The 18,740-nt window shown below is 58.1% G+C and carries 16 protein-coding genes; all 16 read right to left on the minus strand.

Going from position 1 to position 18,740, the window contains the following annotated elements; all coding sequences use genetic code 11:
• Positions 1-95: 95 nt before the first annotated feature.
• A complete protein-coding gene (locus ALTERO38_RS13765) occupies positions 96-1,046 on the minus strand; it encodes an acetyl-CoA carboxylase carboxyltransferase subunit alpha (protein WP_102834881.1) in 951 nt (316 codons plus the stop codon).
• Between the two features lie 185 nt (positions 1,047-1,231).
• Positions 1,232-4,753 carry a DNA polymerase III subunit alpha gene (gene dnaE / locus ALTERO38_RS13770; protein ID WP_148924635.1) on the minus strand — a complete coding sequence of 1,174 codons (3,522 nt, stop codon included), beginning with the start codon at positions 4,751-4,753 and terminating at the stop codon, positions 1,232-1,234.
• 132 nt (positions 4,754-4,885) lie between these two features.
• Entirely contained in the window at positions 4,886-5,533 is a 648-nt protein-coding gene (rnhB, locus tag ALTERO38_RS13775; RefSeq protein WP_148924634.1) for a ribonuclease HII, read from the minus strand.
• On the minus strand, positions 5,533-6,666 hold the full coding sequence (gene lpxB, locus ALTERO38_RS13780) for a lipid-A-disaccharide synthase (protein ID WP_148924633.1): 1,134 nt from the start codon (positions 6,664-6,666) through the stop codon (positions 5,533-5,535). Before lpxB ends, rnhB begins: the two co-directional genes overlap by 1 nt.
• A gap of 1 nt (position 6,667) precedes the next feature.
• Positions 6,668-7,444: an acyl-ACP--UDP-N-acetylglucosamine O-acyltransferase gene (gene lpxA, locus ALTERO38_RS13785; RefSeq protein ID WP_148924632.1), complete on the minus strand. Its 777-nt coding sequence runs from the start codon at positions 7,442-7,444 to the stop codon at positions 6,668-6,670.
• The gene (gene fabZ / locus ALTERO38_RS13790) at positions 7,441-7,881 is read right to left on the minus strand and encodes a 3-hydroxyacyl-ACP dehydratase FabZ (protein WP_148924631.1); all 441 of its coding nucleotides are present in this window, start codon (positions 7,879-7,881) and stop codon (positions 7,441-7,443) included. Before fabZ ends, lpxA begins: the two co-directional genes overlap by 4 nt.
• A gap of 100 nt (positions 7,882-7,981) precedes the next feature.
• A complete protein-coding gene (lpxD, locus tag ALTERO38_RS13795) occupies positions 7,982-9,040 on the minus strand; it encodes a UDP-3-O-(3-hydroxymyristoyl)glucosamine N-acyltransferase (protein ID WP_148924630.1) in 1,059 nt (352 codons plus the stop codon).
• On the minus strand, positions 9,040-9,543 hold the full coding sequence (locus tag ALTERO38_RS13800) for an OmpH family outer membrane protein (protein WP_102835037.1): 504 nt from the start codon (positions 9,541-9,543) through the stop codon (positions 9,040-9,042). Before ALTERO38_RS13800 ends, lpxD begins: the two co-directional genes overlap by 1 nt.
• 47 nt (positions 9,544-9,590) lie before the next feature.
• Positions 9,591-11,954: an outer membrane protein assembly factor BamA gene (gene bamA / locus ALTERO38_RS13805; RefSeq protein ID WP_159968722.1), complete on the minus strand. Its 2,364-nt coding sequence runs from the start codon at positions 11,952-11,954 to the stop codon at positions 9,591-9,593.
• Between the two features lie 69 nt (positions 11,955-12,023).
• On the minus strand, positions 12,024-13,376 hold the full coding sequence (gene rseP / locus ALTERO38_RS13810) for an RIP metalloprotease RseP (protein WP_148924629.1): 1,353 nt from the start codon (positions 13,374-13,376) through the stop codon (positions 12,024-12,026).
• An 85-nt stretch (positions 13,377-13,461) separates the two neighbouring features.
• A complete protein-coding gene (ispC, locus tag ALTERO38_RS13815) occupies positions 13,462-14,676 on the minus strand; it encodes a 1-deoxy-D-xylulose-5-phosphate reductoisomerase (RefSeq protein WP_256663901.1) in 1,215 nt (404 codons plus the stop codon).
• The gene (locus ALTERO38_RS13820; RefSeq protein WP_159968723.1) at positions 14,649-15,464 is read right to left on the minus strand and encodes a phosphatidate cytidylyltransferase; all 816 of its coding nucleotides are present in this window, start codon (positions 15,462-15,464) and stop codon (positions 14,649-14,651) included. Before ALTERO38_RS13820 ends, ispC begins: the two co-directional genes overlap by 28 nt.
• Positions 15,458-16,219 carry a polyprenyl diphosphate synthase gene (uppS, locus tag ALTERO38_RS13825; protein ID WP_102834891.1) on the minus strand — a complete coding sequence of 254 codons (762 nt, stop codon included), beginning with the start codon at positions 16,217-16,219 and terminating at the stop codon, positions 15,458-15,460. The genes ALTERO38_RS13820 and uppS overlap by 7 nt, the downstream gene beginning before the upstream one ends.
• A gap of 157 nt (positions 16,220-16,376) precedes the next feature.
• On the minus strand, positions 16,377-16,934 hold the full coding sequence (gene frr / locus ALTERO38_RS13830) for a ribosome recycling factor (protein WP_025240920.1): 558 nt from the start codon (positions 16,932-16,934) through the stop codon (positions 16,377-16,379).
• Complete coding sequence (gene pyrH, locus ALTERO38_RS13835) at positions 16,931-17,674, minus strand: UMP kinase (protein WP_045429014.1); 744 nt, start codon at positions 17,672-17,674, stop codon at positions 16,931-16,933. The genes frr and pyrH overlap by 4 nt, the downstream gene beginning before the upstream one ends.
• Positions 17,675-17,870: 196 nt before the next feature.
• Positions 17,871-18,740, minus strand: a complete 870-nt coding sequence (gene tsf, locus ALTERO38_RS13840; RefSeq protein ID WP_102834893.1) for a translation elongation factor Ts — start codon at positions 18,738-18,740, stop codon at positions 17,871-17,873.

The following is an 18,740-nucleotide window of genomic DNA, read 5'->3' on the forward strand; positions in this document are numbered from 1 at the left end:
AATCAGTGGGGCGCTGAAACAATCTGGCAAAGCGAAAGGCTCAGACACGAAAACGGCGGGAAAGCCCGCCGTTTCGCTCATCGGCCACCTAATTATCAGGCAATGCCGTAGCTCATCAGACGCTCGTAACGCCGCGCCAGCAGGGCCTCGGTATCGAGCCCTTTGAGCATGTCGAGCTGAACGGTCAACTCGTCACGCAGCGACGCCGCGATCGCCGCCGGATTACGATGGGCGCCGCCCAGCGGCTCGGGTACGACCTTGTCGACGATACCGAGATTCTTCAAACGCTCAGCGGTTACACCCATCGCCTCGGCAGCTTCCGGCGCCTTGTCAGCAGTCCGCCATAGAATGGAGGCGCAGCCTTCAGGCGAAATGACCGCATAAGTCGAGTACTGCAGCATGTTCAGCTGGTCGCAAACGCCAATAGCCAGCGCACCACCGGAACCACCCTCGCCGATCACCGTGGCGATGATGGGGGTTTTCAGCCGTGCCATGACCCGCAGGTTCCAGGCAATTGCCTCGCTCTGGTTGCGCTCTTCAGCATCGATACCCGGATAGGCGCCAGGTGTGTCGATGAAGGTGAGGATCGGCATCTTGAAGCGCTCGGCCAATTCCATCAGGCGGCACGCCTTGCGATAGCCCTCAGGACGGGGCATACCGAAATTACGACGCACCTTTTCGCGGACCTCTCGACCTTTCTGATGACCGATGATCATCACCGGCTCGCCGTTCAAGCGAGCCGTACCACCGACGATTGCGGCGTCATCGGAGAAATGGCGATCGCCATGCAGCTCTTCGAACTCGGTGAACAGGTGTTTGATGTAATCCAGCGTGTAAGGGCGCTGCGGGTGTCGGGCCAGACGAGCGATCTGCCAACTGGTGAGATTGCCGAAGATGCTCTCGGTGAGCGACTCGCTCTTGTCCTGCAGGCGGGCAATCTCATCGCCAATGTTCAGCGAGTTATCATTACCAACCAGGCGCAATTCTTCGATCTTGGCTTGCAGGTCGGCGATCGGCTGTTCGAAATCGAGAAAATTCGGGTTCATAGGCATCCGTCATGCGTCGACGGCCAGGCGGCCGGGAGCTGTTCCGTTTTTTGCGCCCTACCTTACGGGACGGACGCATTCAGGTCGAACAAAATGTTCAAAATCATGACCCGATCAGAGATCAGGCCGGTTCAGGACGCCGATGGTTCTCGCACCTGCAAAGGTGCACCCATCGGCGGGTCCCACTATCGGTATTGCAGAAAGACGTTGTCGCGCCCGAACTGGTCACGCAATGCCTGAATCAAGTTGTCAGCAGGGTCGATTCGCCAACCTTCGCCGAACTGCAACAGAGCCCGGGCATCAGCGCCGATGTACTCCAGCGTAATCGGACAGGCGCCGCGATGACGACCGCAAACATCGGCCAACCAACGGACCCGATCGCCTTTTAGCGCATCGCTGGCCACTTTGACTCGCAGACTTTCGGCCAACCCTGTTCGGGCCTCCTCCAGACTCATGACCCGCTTGGCTCGCAGGCGCAATCCTCCCGAGAAATCATCATTACTGACTTCGCCCTCTACCACCACCAGAGCATCGGTCTGCAGTAACGCCTGAGCGCTGTTGAAGGCTTCGGCGAACAGCGAGGCTTCGATCCGCCCCGAGCGATCGTCCAGGGTAATAAAGCCCATCTTGTCGCCTTTCTTGTTCTTCATGACCCGTAGGTTGACGATCAGCCCGGCTACAGTTTGCTCGCCCCGAGCAGGACGCAGATCGATAATGCGCTGACGAGCAAAGCGGCGGACCTCGCCTTCGTATTCATCGATTGGATGCCCGGTAAGGTAGAGGCCAAGGGTGTCCTTCTCGCCTTTCAGACGCTCCTTCAAGGACAACTCGCGAGCTTTGCGATGGTTCGCATAGACATCTGCTTCGGGCTCAGCAAACAAGCCCCCAAACAGGTCCGCATGGCCGCTGTCGAGGCTGCGTGCCGTCTGCTCTGCTGCCTGGATCGCCTCTTCCATTGCCGAGAGCAGCACCGCCCGATTGCGATCGATATTGGCCTGGTAGGCTTTCGGCTCATCTGAGAAATATGGCCCAAGGCGATCCAGCGCGCCTCCACGGATCAGGGCTTCGAGGGTGCGCTTGTTGATTCGCTTGAGATCGACCCGGCTGCAGAAATCGAACAGGTCCTTGAACGGCCCACCTTCCTTGCGACATTCACAAATGGCTTCGACCGGGCCCTCACCGACGCCTTTGATCGCGCCAAGCCCGTAAATGATCCGACCATCGTCACTGACCGTGAACTTGAACTCGGAGTTGTTCACATCAGGCGCGTCGATGCGCAGCTTCATGCTGCGGCATTCTTCGATCAGCGTGACCACTTTGTCGGTGTTGTGCATGTCCGCCGAGAGAACCGCTGCCATGAAAGGCGACGGGTGATGCGCCTTGAGCCAGGCGGTCTGGTACGAAACCAGGCCATAGGCCGCCGAGTGAGATTTGTTGAAGCCGTAGCCGGCAAACTTCTCGACGAGGTCAAAAATGTTACCGGCCAGATCAGCGTCGATGCCGTTGTTGGCACAGCCTTCGATGAAGCCGCCGCGCTGCTTGGCCATTTCCTCGGGCTTTTTCTTACCCATGGCGCGACGCAGCATATCCGCCTGGCCAAGGGTATAGCCGCCCATGACCTGCGCAATCTGCATCACCTGCTCCTGATACAGGATGATGCCGTAGGTGGGAGCCAGCACCGGCTTGAGGCCCTCATACTGGTAATCCGTATGCGGGTAGGAAATTTCTGCCCGGCCGTGCTTACGGTTGATGAAGTCGTCAACCATGCCCGACTGCAGCGGGCCAGGTCGGAACAGCGCCACCAGAGCGATGAGGTCTTCCAGGCAGTCCGGCTTGAGCTTTTTGATCAGCTCTTTCATCCCGCGCGATTCAAGCTGGAAGACTGCGGTCGTCTCGGCTTTTTGCAGCAACGAATAGGTCGGCTTGTCGTCCAGCGGGATGAAATCAATGTTGACCGGATCGAGCCCCTTGCGCGCCTGCTCGCGGTTGATGGTTTCCAGCGCCCACTTGATGATGGTCAGGGTACGCAGGCCAAGGAAGTCAAACTTGACCAGGCCCGCCTGCTCGACGTCATCCTTGTCGAACTGAGTCACCAGGCTGCCGCCTTCGTCATCGCAGGCGATAGGTGCAAAATCTGTGAGCTTGGTGGGCGCGATGACCACTCCGCCGGCGTGCTTGCCGGTACCGCGCGTGATCCCTTCGAGCTTGAGCGCCATGTCCCAGATTTCCCGGGCGTCTTCGTCGACGGCCAGGAAATCCCGGAGCGGCTCTTCCATTTCGTAGGCTTTCGCCAGAGTCATACCGACTTCGAAGGGAATCATCTTCGACAGTCGATCAGCCAGGCCGTAAGACTTACCCTGCACCCGCGCCACGTCACGCACCACGGCCTTGGCTGCCATGGTGCCGAAGGTAATGATCTGGCTGACCGCGTTGCGGCCGTACTTCTCCGCCACGTAGTCGATGACCCGGTCACGGCCATCCATGCAGAAGTCGACGTCGAAGTCGGGCATGGAGACCCGCTCCGGGTTAAGAAAACGTTCGAACAGCAGGTCGTAGGCCAGCGGATCGAGATCGGTGATCTTCTGCACGTAGGCCACCAGCGACCCCGCACCCGACCCCCGCCCAGGCCCAACCGGCACGCCATTACTCTTCGCCCACTGGATGAAGTCCATGACGATAAGGAAGTAGCCGGGGAAGCCCATCTGAATGATGATGTCGAGCTCGAAATTCAGCCGGTCGATGTAAACCTGCTTTTTCGCCTCATAGTCCGGCGTGTCCTTGGGCAGCAGCACCTCGAGCCGCTCATCGAGCCCATCGAACGATACCTTGCGGAAATATTCGTCCATGGTCATGCCATCCGGCACCGGAAAATCGGGCAGGAAGTAGGTACCGAGCTGCACTTCAATGTTGCAGCGCCGGGCGATCTCTACGGTGTTCTCCAACGCCTCTGGCAGATCGCTGAACAGCTCCCACATCTCCTCAGGCGTCTTCAGATACTGCTGATCTGAGTAATTGCGCGGCCGCCGCGAGTCGTCGAGGGTGCGGCTCTCACCGATACACACGCGCGTTTCGTGGGCTTCAAAATCTTCTTGTTTGAGAAAGCGCACGTCGTTGGTAGCCACAAGCGGAACACTGCAGCGCTGCGCCAATACCACCGCCGCATGCAGATGTTCTTCGTCGTTGACGCGGCTCGTACGCTGTACTTCAAGATAGAAACGCTGCGGAAAGGTTTGCCTCCACTCATCCAGCAACGCCTCAGCCAAGGCTTCTTCGCCATCGAGCAGCGCATGGCCGATCTCCCCTTCCTTGGCGCCCGACAATGCAATCAAACCATCTGCCGCGCCTTTGACCCAGTCGCGCTCAATGATGATCTGATCGTTACGCTGACCTTCTGTCCAACCGCGCGAAACCAGTTCAGTCAGGTTGCGATATCCCTGGCTGTTCATCGCCAGCAAGGTCAAGCGGCTGAGCGGTCCATCTTCATCGCGGCTGGCCAGCCAGATATCGGCACCACAGATCGGCTTGATCCCCGCGCCTTGTGCTGCCTTGTAGAACTTGACCAGCGAGCACATGTTGCTCTGGTCCGTGACCGCCACCGCTGGCATTCCTGCGCTTGCTACCGACTTCACCAACGGTTTGACGCGCACCAGTCCGTCAACCAGAGAATATTCAGTGTGCAGACGGAGGTGGACGAAGGAGACGGGCATGAACGAACCTTGGACTGGCGAAACGACAAGCCGCGAATTGTACCGGAAAGCCGCAGCCGATTAAGACGGCGTTTAACCGCTTGTGGATCAGCGGAAAGCACGCCTCGATAGACTGAGGAATGCCGGCGAAGATCAGCCTAGCAGGCTAGCCGCTTCGGCGGTCACGCGCTCAACCACGGCGCCGCCTTGCTCCAGGAGGTTGCGCACAGGCGCGAAGGAACGGCGATGGATGATGGTCGGGCCGAGACGCCGCAGGGCGTCGAGGTGATGCGGCGTTGGATAGCCTTTATGAGCGGAAAGCCCATAACCGGGATAGCACAGGTCCAGCGCACACATTTCCCGATCCCGGCTGACCTTGGCCAGAATCGATGCAGCGGCAATTGCGGGTACCTGTGCATCGCCCTGTATGACCGGTGCGCTCGGCACCGCAAGCTGGGGGCACCGATTACCGTCGATCAAAGCCAATCGAGGTCTGACGCTGAGCCCTTCGACTGCACGCTGCATGGCCAGCATGGTGGCATGAAGGATGTTCAGCTGATCGATCTCATGCACCTCGGCGCGAGCAATGCACCAAGCCATCGCTTTCTCGCAAATCTCATCGAATAACGCCTCGCGGCGCGCCTCGGTGAGCTTCTTCGAATCGTTCAAGCCCTCGATCGGACGCAAGGGGTCAAGGATCACCGCTGCAGTAACCACGGGTCCACACAGCGGCCCACGGCCCACTTCATCGACGCCAGCGACCAGCTCTTCAACCAGATTGAAATCCAGCCCGATTTGCATCAGCGCGCGCCTATCAGTTCAAGCACTGCATCGGCCGCCTGGCTCGAGGCATCGCAACGCAGCGTACGGTGAATCGCATCAAACCCGTCGGTCTGCCTGTCGCCGTTATCCAGCAATGGCGACAACAGCTGAGCCATTGCGTCTGGAGTCGCAGCGTCCTGAAGCAACTCAGGGACAAGTAGTCGCTGGGCCAACAAATTAGGCAAGGCCACATACGGGCTTTTAACCAGGCGCTTGAGGATCCGAAACGTCAGCGGTGCAACGCTGTATGCCACCACCATGGGCCGCTTGTATAGCAAGGCCTCGAGCGTTGCGGTGCCAGAGGCGATCAGCACTGCATTGCAGGCGGCCAACGCCTCATGGGAACGACCGTCGAGCAACGTCAGCGGCAGGTCCCGTCCTGTCAGCATCTGTTCCAACTGAGCTCGCCGCTCGGGACTGGCACAGGGCACCACGAAACGAATCCCCGGACGCATCGAGCGCAATCGATCGGCTGCGGCCAGGAACAGTTCGCCAAGGCGAGCCACCTCTCCGCCCCGACTACCGGGCATCAACGCCACGACCAGCCCGTCCTGCGGCAGATTCAATAGAGCCCGCGCCTCGGCTCGATCAGCTACTAATGGGATAGTGTCGGCCAGTGGGTGACCTACAAAACGCACCGCCACCTGATGGTCGTCGTAAAACTTCGCCTCGAAGGGAAACAGCGTCAGCATCAGGTCGCAGGCTTCACGGATTTTCAACACACGCTTTTGACGCCATGCCCAGACCGAAGGGCTGACGTAATGCACCGTCCTGATACCAGCACGCCGCAATTTAAGCGCCAGGTCCAGATTGAAATCCGGCGCGTCAATTCCGATAAACACATCGGGACATACTTCAAGCAAGGTCTTGAGCAGTCGTTTGCGTCGCCCGAGCAGTTCCGGTAGGCGCCCGAGCACCTCAACCAACCCCATGACAGCCAGGCGTTCTTGCGGAAAATAGGATTTAAGCCCCTGCGCCTCCATTCGAGGGCCGCCCACGCCAACGAATTCGACCATCGGATGCTGCACCTTCAGCGCTTGCATCAATCCGGCGCCAAGAATGTCGCCAGACGCTTCGCCAGCAACCAACGCAACTTTTAGAGGTTTTGACATATCAGCGGGTGATACCGCGGTTCGAAGCCCGCACTGAGTCTCTAAACAGCGCTACCTCAGGAAATGCCTGGGCATCCACCTCGAGCGCAGTCAGTGCAGCCTCTACCGTCAATCCCTTGCGATAGACGACTTTATAAGCATTGCGCAGTGCCATGATGGCTTCGGTGCTGAAGCCCCGGCGACGCATGCCTTCGAAGTTCATGCTGCGCGCTTCGGCCGGGTTGCCAAATACCGTCACGAACGCGGGAACGTCTTTGCCTATGGCCGTGCCCATGCCGGAAAAGCTGTAAGCACCGATGTGGCAATACTGATGGACAAGGGTGTATCCGGACAGGATCGCCCAGTCACCCACATGCACATGGCCAGCCAGCGCTGTGTTATTGACCAGGATGCAATGATTGGCGATGACGCTGTCATGGCCAATGTGCGCATAGGCCATGATCAGGTTGTGGTCACCGAGCGTGGTCTCGCCTCGATCCTGCACGGTGCCGCGATGAATGGTCACCCCTTCGCGGATCACATTGTGATCACCAATCACAAGGCGGGTAGGCTCACCCTTGTATTTGAGGTCGGGGGTATCTTCACCCACAGAGGAAAACTGGAAGATTCGATTGTGCCGGCCGATACGGGTCGGCCCCTTAATGACCACGTGAGACGCGATCACGGTACCCTCGCCTATTTCGACATCCGGGCCGATGATCGACCACGGGCCGACCTGAACGTCATCCGCCAGCCGGGCCGCAGGATCGACGATGGCGCGAGGGTCGACCAAACTCATATCTTCTGTTCCGCACAAATGATTTCCGCCGAGCATACCGGCTTACCGTCAACACTGGCGCGGCAATCGAACTTCCAGATTCCGCGCTTGGCGCTGATGAAAGATGCCTCGAGCGTCAACTGGTCGCCCGGCACGACGGGTTGACGGAAACGCAGCTTGTCCGAGCCAACGAAAAAGTACAGCGTGCCATCGGCTGGCTTCGCACCCATCATCTTGAAACCAAGCAGTCCCGCCGTTTGGGCCATGGCTTCAATGATCAATACGCCAGGCATGATCGGATGTTGCGGGAAGTGGCCGTTGAAGAATGGTTCGTTGATGGTGACATTCTTGTAGCCGCGAATACGCTTGGCATCCGTGTCTAACTCCACCACCCGGTCAACCAGCAGAAAGGGGTACCGGTGGGGAAGGTATTCGCGTATCTCGTTGATATCCATCATTTGGAAAAAAAGCCCGTAAGGAGAATGGGAGTCTGCACAGCCATATAGCCGAGCGACCCGCTGGCAAATGCCTTCTGAAAGGAGCGATCAGACGGTATGGTCAGCCATCAGAAGCCGTATCCCCTTGCGGGGTCACGGATGCCAAGCGCTTTTCTACCTGCTGCAGCCGGCGCGCCATGTCGTCAAGGTGCCGAATCCGAGCAGCACTCTTGCGCCATTCCGCGGCAGGCTGCATGGCCGTTCCAGAAGAATAGCTTCCCGGCTCGGTGATCGACCGCGTGACCATGGTCATGCCGGTGATGAACACGTTATCGCAGACCTCGATATGCCCAACGAGCCCAGCGCCGCCCGCAATCATGCAGTTACGACCAACCTTCGTGCTACCGGAAATGCCGGAACAGCCTGCCATGGCAGTGTTATCACCGATCTGTACGTTATGCGCGATCATGATCTGGTTATCCAGCTTGACGCCATTGCCTATAACCGTATCCGATATGGCACCTCGGTCGATGGTGGTATTGGCGCCAATCTCGACGTCATCACCGATACGCACGCCACCGAGCTGAGCAATCTTTTCCCAACTGCCCTGCTCATTGGCGAAGCCGAACCCTTCACCTCCGATCACCGCACCGGGCTGAATGACCACGCGTTCGCCGATGATTACGTCGTGACAAAGGGTGACGCGAGCAGCGAGCCGCCCTCCCGCGCCTATGCGACTTCGTGCACCGACAAGGGATTGTGCTCCGATCTCCACACCGGGGCCCACCCAGGCATCTGCCTCAATCACCACCTGCGCTCCAATACGCGCCGAGGGATCAACCGAGGCACTGGGATCAACAACTGCAGTGGGGTGAATACCGATGGGCGCCAGTGGGCGCCTCTCAAACAGATGCGAGAGGCGTGCATAGGCAAGATATGGGTTGGCTACAACCAATGCGGCACCGGTGTAGCCATCAGCATCCTTGGCGGTAAGCAGCACGCCGCCCGCTCTCGTCGCGGCCAGAAATTTCCGGTACTGCGCATTGGCCAGAAAGCTCAAATGCTCAGGGCCAGCATCCTGCAACGTCGCGAGACCTGACACTTGCAGCGAGCCATCGCCGCGCAGGTCGGCACCGAGCCGTTCGGCCAGATCGCCGAGCGTATAAGCCACTCTGATCATTAGCGCAGCTGATTCATGCGCTCAATGACCTGGCGGGTGATGTCGTACTGCGGCTTGACATCAACCACCGCGCCACGCTCGAGCACCAGATCATAGTCACCCTTTTTGATGACCTCTTCGACTGCCTTGTCCAGCTTTGGCTTGAGCTGCTTGAGCATGTCACGATCAGCGGAGGCTTTAGACTCGTTCAGCTCCTTCGACAGAAACTGGAAGTCGCGGGCCTTTTGCTTGAATTCAAGCTCAAGACGCTCACGTTCAGCCTGCTGCATCTTATCGCCGTCTTTGCCCAGACGGTCCTGAATGCGCTTGGCGTCGCTCTCCAGTCCTTTGAGCTTCTCCAGCTGTGGGCCGAACTTCTTCTCTGCGTCGACCGAGTAGCGCTTGGCTGCGTCCGATTCGAGCAGAGCCATCTGATAGTTCATCACCGCTATTTTCATTTCAGCAAATGCGGGGGTCGCCACTAGAGCAGCGGCAATGACAAGCAATTGGGTCAACTTACGCACGGTATATACCACTCTTCAGGAATGCGCCGGAGCATGGCTCCAGATGATTAAAAGGTTTGGCCCAGGGAGAACTGGAAGACCTGAGTATCCGCTTCGTCCGGCTTCATTACTGGCATCGCCAGGCTGAAACTCAGCGGTCCCATAGCAGTGATCCAGGTCAGACCGACACCGACCGAGCTGGCCATGTCGCCGATATCGATATCGCTGCATTTAGCCGAGCCCGACGGACAATTCGTATCGTAGACGTTACCTACGTCCCAGAACACCGAGGTGCGCAACGAGCGTTGATCCTTGACGAACGGCATCGGAAATAGCAGTTCCATTCCGCCCTGGATCAACACGTTACCACCGTAGGGCAGCGCATCCTGATCAGGGTCGGCAATGGTGCCCTCATTCCCGGTTACAGGCTCGCCACGGCTCGGCGTGCTGCGCGGCCCGAGACTGCTGTCCTCGAAACCACGGACGGAGTTGAAGCCACCGGCATAGTAGTGCTCATAAAACGGCAGCCGTGATGTCGAGCCATAGGCGTCCCCATAGCCCAGCTGCGTATGCAGCCGCATGGTGTAGGTCTTGGTAACCGGCACGAACAGCTGAGCGTTGTAATCGAGTTTATAGAACGACAGGTCGCTGCCTGGAATGGTGGTCTCCAGTGACAGGCTCTGTGAATGACCCCGGGTTGCCAGAACGCCACGGTTCAACGTCGACTCAGACCAACCGACTGAAGCCTTGAAGTTGAGATAACTGTCGCCTTCCTGCTCGATGAAATCGAAAATCTCATCAACCGTGTAGCGTCCACTGTCGATCGTGTCCTGTTGCGCGGACAGACCAAACGAAAGCCTCGAAGTCTCGCTGATCGGATAGCCAATGTTCACACCGCCACCCAGACTGTCGACCGAGTAGCTTGAAACGTCGTAGTCCAACTCGTCGTAGTCGGTGGTTCGATAGAAAGCGTTGTAGCCAAGGCTTACGCCGTCTTCGGTCCAGTAGGGATCCACAAATCCGAAGTTGTAGCGCGACTGGTACTCGCTGCGTGTGAGGCCTACGCTGACACGATTACCGGTGCCCAGGAAGTTGTTCTGACTGATCGACCCGCCGAGAATCAGACCCGCATTCTGCGCAAATCCGATGCTCGCCATAATCGAGCCAGATGGCTGTTCCTCGACGCTGTAATTCACATCGATCTGGTCGTCGGTGCCTGGGACCTGCGGCGTCTCGACGTTCACTTCCTTGAAGAAGCCCAAACGTTCGAGACGAGTCTTGGACTGGTCGATCAGATAGGTCGATGCCCACCCGCCTTCCATTTGGCGCATCTCGCGTCGCAACACCTCGTCTTCGGTCTTGGTGTTGCCGCGGAAGTTGATGCGATTGACATATGCACGCTTGCCCGGATCGACCACGAAGGTAATCGATACAGTGTTGTCCTCGTCGTTGGTTTCCGGCACGCCGTTGACGTTGGCGAAGGTATAGCCCTCATTGCCCAAGCGGCGAGTGATCAGCTCCGAGGTGGTAGTCATCACCTTTCGCGAGAAGACCTGCCCTTCCTTTGCCAACAGCAAGGATTGCAGCTCTTCTAGGGGCACTTTCAAATCGCCGCTCAATTTAACGTCACTGACGGTATAGCGGTCGCCTTCAGCGATGTTTACCGTGATATAGACGTCTTTCTTGTCTGGCGTGATGGACACCTGGGTAGAGGTGATGTCCATGTTGATATAGCCGCGATCCAGGTAATAGGAGCGCAGACGCTCAAGATCACCGGACAGCTTCTCCCGCGCGTACTTGTCGTCGTTGCGGAAGAACGACAACCAGTTACTGGTCTTCAACTCGAACAGGTCGGAGAGGTCTTCGTCAGGAAACACGGAGTTACCCACGACGTTGATATGCTTGATTGCAGCGACGGAGCCTTCGTTGATGTTGATCTTCAACGCGACGCGGTTGCGAGGCTGCGGAACAACCTCAGTTTCGATCGTGGCCGAGTAGCGACCCTGCGCAACATACTGCCGCTGCAACTCGTTGCGCACACCTTCGAGCGTGGCGCGCTGGAAGATTTCACCTTCGGCGAGGCCTGACTGCTGGAGACCGGAAAGCAGGTCTTCGGTCTTGATTGCCTTGTTACCATCGATTTCGATGCCAGAGATCGACGGGCGCTCGACTACGTTGATTACCAGCACATCGCCCTCACGGCCGAGCTGGATGTCTTCAAAAAAACCAGTGCGAAACAACGCTCGGGTTGCATCGACCAGCCGACTGTCGTCAGCTGCCTGACCGACATTAAGCGGCAACGCGCCAAAGACACTGCCAGCAGAGACACGCTGCAGCCCGTTGACGCGTATATCGGAAATAGTGAAGGACTCGGCGTGAACTTCGGCAATCATCAGTGCGGAAATTACCGCAGGTAGCAGCAGACGTTTCATGAAGTCCTTTCTTTTCAAACCTGATAATTGAACCTGCGCGTGGCGCGGCGACATCAAGGTATATGGCGGTTAAAGGCGGCCAAGGTCGTTGACCAGCGCAAGCAGCATCACCCCAACAACCAGGCTGATACCGATCTGTACTCCCCAACCCTGGACCCTGTCCGACAAGGGACGTCCACGGACCCACTCGACCAAGTAGAAGAGCAGGTGCCCTCCATCCAGGACAGGGATAGGCAATAGATTGAGTACCCCAAGACTTATGCTCAGGTAGGCGAGGAAATTCAGGAAGTCGCCCACGCCCGACTGTGCAGAAGCGCCCGCCACTTTAGCAATGGTTATCGGACCGCTCAAGTTTTTTACCGAGAGCTCCCCGAACAGCATTTTCCTAAGCGAATCCAGTGTCAGAACGCTCATTGTCCATGTGCGACGAAGCCCTTCACCGACAGCTTCGACGGGACCATGACTGACCTGACGCAACATTTCCGGTGGCCATTCCCCCCCCGCAACGCCAGCACCAAGATAACCCCGACGCTTATCCCCATCACCACGCTCAGCCAGCGTCAGGGGCAGTTCAATCTGCTGGCCGTCACGCTCGACCCCCAGTAACACTGCCCGTCCGGCCAGCGGCTTGACCCGATCTATTACTGCTTGCCATTCGGTCAGCACCTCTCCATCAAGACTGACCAAACGATCCCCTAGTTGAACACCAGCAGCCTGAGCCGGCCCTTCCGGATCCAGCTGGGCAACCACCGGTGCGATTTCCGGACGCCAAGGGCGAATGCCCAGCGAACCGATCGGGTCAGGTTCTTCGGCGCCTTTCAGCCAATCCGTCAGCTCCAGCTGCAGCCGTTGCGGCTGATCACCATCAACGCCACGCACCAACATCTCCAGCGAGCCGCTTTCACCTAGTCGCCGGATGAGCTGCAAGTTGACCTCAGCCCAACCAGCCGTTGGCTTGCCGTTGATTTCGACGATTTCCTGCCCTGGCATCAGCCCTGCCCGCTCAGCAAGGCTACCGACCTCTACCGCGCCCACAACCGGACGGACCTGCTCGGTGCCCAGCATGGCCAACGCCCAGAAGAACACCAGGGCAAGCAGAAAGTTGGCTAACGGCCCAGCCGACACAATGGCGAAACGCTGCTTTACGGTTTTGCGGTTGAAGGCCTGCTCCAGCAGAGCGGGCGGTACGTCGCCCTCGCGCTCATCGAGCATCTTGACGTAGCCGCCAAGAGGGATCGCAGCGAGAACGAACTCGGTACCCTGGCGGTCATGCCAGCGCAACAACGGCCGACCAAAGCCTACCGAGAAGCGCAGAACCTTGACGCCGCAACGACGAGCTACCCAGAAATGCCCAAACTCGTGGAAGGTTACCAGTACACCCAGCGCCACGAGGGTGCCAATGATCATGTACAGCGCGCCCATATTTCCTCTGCCTCGAAAGGTCTTTTAGCAGCCTGTCAGCCCGATCAATGCCGGAGCGTCACAGCCAAGTTGGGACTTTTGATCACTATCGATCGCGGGTTTGCAACCAGCTCGAAGCAAGCTTGCGAGCCTGCGTATCGGCGGCAAACACGTCAGCAAGGCAACGAGCCGGAACCGAAGCCTCCTGATCGAGAACGTCCTCGATAATACTCGCGATTTCAGTGAAGCGAATGCGGCCGTTCAAGAAAGCATCCACAGCCACCTCATTTGCGGCATTGAGCATCGCAGGCGCCGTTCCGCCGTCCTGAGCGGCTTGGCGGGCGATCCGAAGACACGGAAATCTGTGCTGGTCGGGGGCCTCGAAATCCAGACGGGCCACCTGAAGCAGGTCGAGGGCGGACACGCCTGAGTCGATCCGCTCCGGCCAGGCCAACGCATGTGCAATAGGTGTGCGCATGTCGGGGTTACCCAGCTGCGCCAAGACCGAACCGTCGACGTAATCGACCATCGAGTGGATGACGCTTTGCGGGTGAATCACGACCTCGACCTGATCCGGGCGAGCATCGAACAGCCAGCAAGCCTCGATGAGCTCAAGCCCCTTGTTCATCATGCTCGCCGAATCGACCGAAATCTTGCGACCCATGGACCAGTTCGGATGAGCACAGGCCTGATCAGCAGACACAGCAGCGAGCTGCTCCAGAGGCAGTTGACGGAACGGCCCACCTGAGGCGGTAAGCATAATTCGCCGGACGCCGACACGGCTCAGGCCGGCTGCATAATTGCCAGGCAGACACTGGAAGATGGCGTTGTGCTCGCTGTCGATGGGCAGCAACACTGCCTCGCTGTCATGCAGCGCCTGCATGAACAGCGCGCCGGACATGACCAACGCTTCTTTGTTCGCTAACAGGACCCGCTTGCTGGCTTGAACCGCCGAGAGCGTCGGACGCAAACCGGCCGCACCAACAATCGCGGCCATGACCACATCGACCTCGGGATGCGCTGCAACCTCACTCAGACCACCCTCACCTACCAGCACCCGAGTTTTGATGCTATCGCTGTCGAGTTGCTCCTGCAGCACACGAGCCCTGCTGCTATCAGCCACTACGGCATACCGGGGATGGTGCAGTCGGCACAGCTCACGCAACTCGGCGATGCGACTGAATGCAGTAAGTGCAAAAGCCCGGTAACGCTCGGGATGACGGGCGATGACATCAAGCGTGTTCAACCCGATGGAACCCGTCGCGCCAAGAATTGTTACCTGCAGCGGGCCACTCACCATGCACCCCAACCGGCGAGCCATAGCAGAACCGTGAATACGGGTACCGCAGCGGTCAAGCTGTCGATACGATCCATCACGCCACCGTGCCCTGGAAGCAGCTGGCTGCTGTCCTTGATACCAGAGCTGCGCTTGAACATGCTTTCGGTCAGATCACCAACAACGGAAATGACCACTACCAGAGCCGCACCCAACATAGCGAGCACTAGCTCACGTGTGGACCAGGACTGATAGAGACCTACAGAAAACGTAATCAGCAGGCTGGTAACCAATCCACCAATCATCCCCTCCCAACTCTTGCCCGGACTGACCTGCGGAGCGAGCTTGCGACGACCAAAGGTTTTGCCCGCCGCATAGGCACCGATATCAGCACCCCAGACCAGTACCATCACAGCAACGATCAGCCAATTGCCCTGCGGCCACTGTTTTAGCAAAACCAGACCCTGCCAGGCGGGCAACAGAATCAACAATCCGATAAGCAGGCTGCCGGCACGCCCACCCCAGTGCCGCTGACTTCTGGGATAGCTGACCACCAACGCCGCAGCCGCCAGCCACCAGACCACACTGATCGCTAGCAACCATGACGCCAGAGCGGGAACTGAATACAACCCAGCAAGCATCAGAGCGACCGCCGCTGCATAAAGAACCCGGACCACCTGAGCCTCGAAACCTGCCAGACGCGCCCACTCCCAGCCCCCAAGCACGACGACAAGGCCAATGAACAGCGCAAAAGCGAGACCTTCAAGAAGAAAAAACCCAATCAGTGCGATCGGAAGAAGGATGGCTGCCGTGATGATGCGATGCTTCAGCATTCAGCTCGTACCTCTATTTCTACCTGATCCCCGGTCTTACCGAAACGCCGTTGACGCTTGGCGAAATCGGCCAATGCAGTACGCATTGCGTCGTGCTTGAAATCGGGCCAAAACAGGTCCGAGAAATACAACTCAGCGTAAGCCAGCTGCCATAAAAGGAAATTGCTGATGCGCCGCTCACCTCCGGTACGAATGCAGAGGTCCGGCGGAGGCATGTCACCAGTTGCCAGATAGCGCTGAAAGACGGCAGGCGTGACCTCATCCGGATTCAGACGACCCTCCTGCGCTTCGTGAGCCAATCGCTGTGCGGCTTGGAGTATGTCCCATTGGCCGCCATAGTTGGCAGCCACTTGAAGCACGAAACGGCCTGCTCCCGCGGTCATCCTCTCAGCCTCAAGCATTGCTGCCTGCAACTCCGGATGAAAGCGAGAGCGATCACCAATGATTCGCAAGCTGATGCCATTTTCATTGAGCTTGCGCGCTTCGCGGCGTAGAGCAGTCAGAAAGAGCTCCATCAGAGCCCCAACCTCTTCAGCAGGCCTTTGCCAGTTCTCACTGGAAAAGGCAAACAGCGTCAGCACCTCAACACCTGCCTCAGCGCAGACCTCGATAACGGCTCGCACCGCATCGACACCGGCCTTGTGCCCAGCCACGCCGGGCAAGAGACGACGCTTCGCCCAGCGATTGTTACCATCCATGATGACTGCGACATGACGGGGTACATTCCGCCCGGCAATCTGCCTGACCTTATCCATGAAACGACTCTACCTGCGCTCAATCACGCTGCGAACAATGGGAGAAACCGCCAGCGGCAGCTTCCGGGGATACGACTGGTTAGCCCCTCGCGCCGGAACCTGCTTGGCTCGGCGCACTCCGACGTGTGCAGTACGGACGAAGTCCGGTACAGCGACATCAAACAGCCATCAGGTCGTTTTCCTTACCTTCAAGCGCCTTGTCGATTTCCGCAACGTACTTGTCGGTCAGCTTTTGAACGTCGTCCTGTCCGCGTCGTTCCTCGTCTTCGCTGATTTCCTTCTCCTTTACCAGATCCTTCAACTGGGCAATGGCATCGCGACGGATATTGCGCACGGCGACACGAGCATTCTCGGCCTCCGAACGCGCCTGTTTGGTGTACCCCTTGCGGGTCTCTTCAGTAAGCGCAGGCATCGGCACGCGGATGGTAGTGCCAGCCGTGGCGGGATTCAGGCCGAGATCGGAAGTCATGATCGCCTTTTCGACTGCCTGAATCATGCCTCGATCAAAGACCGTAAGGGCCAGAGTGCGCGAGTCTTCCGCGGTTACGTTGGCTATCTGGCGCAGAGGCGTGTCACTGCCGTAATAAGACACCATAACGCCGTCGAGAATACTCGGATGAGCACGACCGGTACGAATCTTGGCGAACGCGTGCCCCAGCGATTCCAGGGTTTTCTTCATGCGTTCCTGTGCGTCTTGCTTGATCTCGTTGATCATTGATACTGCTCCTCGATCAGGGTTCCTTCGGCGCCGCCAAGCACAATATTGAGCAGAGCACCGGGCTTGTTCATATTGAACACCCGCAGCGGCATGTTGTGGTCGCGGCACAGGCAGATGGCGGTCAGGTCCATGACGCCCAGCTTGCGGTCAAGCACATCATCATAAGTCAGCTGTTCGAACTTTTCGGCATTCGGATCCTTGAATGGGTCCGCCGTATAAACACCGTCAACCTTGGTGGCCTTGAGCACCACATCGGCATGAATCTCGATGGCACGCAGGCAGGCGGCCGAATCGGTGGTAAAGAACGGATTGCCGGTGCCCGCGGAGAAGATCACCACTTCGCCGCTCTTCAGGTGACGCATCGCCTTGCGGCGGTCGTAATGGTCAGTAACACCGACCATCGAAATCGCCGACATGACCAGTGCGGGGATGTTTGAGCGCTCCAGGGCATCACGCATGGCCAGGGAATTCATGACCGTAGCGAGCATACCCATGTGGTCGCCAGTTACACGGTCCATGCCCGCAGCAGACAGCGCAGCACCACGGAAGAGGTTGCCGCCGCCAATGACCAGGCCAACCTCTACGCCAATGCCCACTAGCTGCCCAACCTCCAAGGCCATGCGATCGAGCACCTTGGGATCGATGCCAAAGTCCTCGGACCCCATAAGGGCCTCGCCGCTTAATTTGAGCAGAATGCGTTTATAGCGAGGATTGCGTGCACTCATCTGCTGAGCCATTGGCGTTGTCTCTCCTGCGGCGTTTGTATGACTAGGCTGGCCTGCAGCCGAAAAAAATGTCTGCGCTATGACAGCGCAGTATCGCGTTGGTGCCAAGCGGTGACCGTCGCGTTGGCGAAAAACATTTCAACCCTCCAATCCGACAAAGAGGCCGCGCGCGTAAGCGGGCAGCCTCTTTGAGGACAGCAGAAGCGTCTTATTGCTTGGTGGCAGCTACCTGAGCGGCGACTTCAGCAGCAAAGTCGACCTCGGCGCGCTCGATGCCTTCACCTACTTCGTAACGCACGAAGGAAACGATTTCGGCACCAGCCTTCTTAGCCAGCTCACCAACCTTGACGTCCGGATCCTTGACGAAGGCCTGTTCGACCAGGCTGGCTTCAGCAAGAAACTTGCTGATACGGCCTGCAACCATCTTCTCGACGATTTCGGCCGGCTTGCCTTTGATCTTGTCTTCGTTCAATGCCAGGAAGATTTCCTTTTCCTTTGCAACAGCCTCTTCGGAGACCTGCGACGGATCCAGGAACTGCGGGTTGCTAGCAGCGACGTGCATGGCGATTTCCTTCGCCAGCTCAACGCTACCACCCTTCAGCGCAACGAGCACACCGATGCGGTGACCGTGCAGATAAGCACCTACCAGATCCGCCTCAACGGTAGTCAGGCGGCGGATATTGACGTTCTCTCCGCACTTGGCAACCAGCGCTTCACGATCAGCTTCCTGAGCTGCAACCAGCGGCGCAGCATCGGTCATCTTCTCGGCAAAAGCCTTCTCGACGCTGTTGCTGACGAAATTCTTGAAGTCGTCCTGCAGGGCCAGAAAGTCGGTCTGCGAGTTGACTTCGATAATCACGGCACGCTTGTTGTCATCAGCAACCTTAACCGCAATAGCGCCTTCTGCAGCAATGTTGCCAGCCTTCTTGGCTGCCTTGATGGCACCCGCAGCACGCATGTCATCAATGGCTTTCTCGATGTCGCCACCAGCAGCGGTGAGTGCCTTTTTGCAATCCATCATGCCTTGGCCAGTGCGCTCGCGCAGTTCTTTAACCAGGGCTGCAGTGATCTCTGCCAT

The organism is Pseudomonas sp. 9Ag, assembly GCF_902506445.1.
GTDB lineage: Bacteria > Pseudomonadota > Gammaproteobacteria > Pseudomonadales > Pseudomonadaceae > Stutzerimonas > Stutzerimonas stutzeri_AB.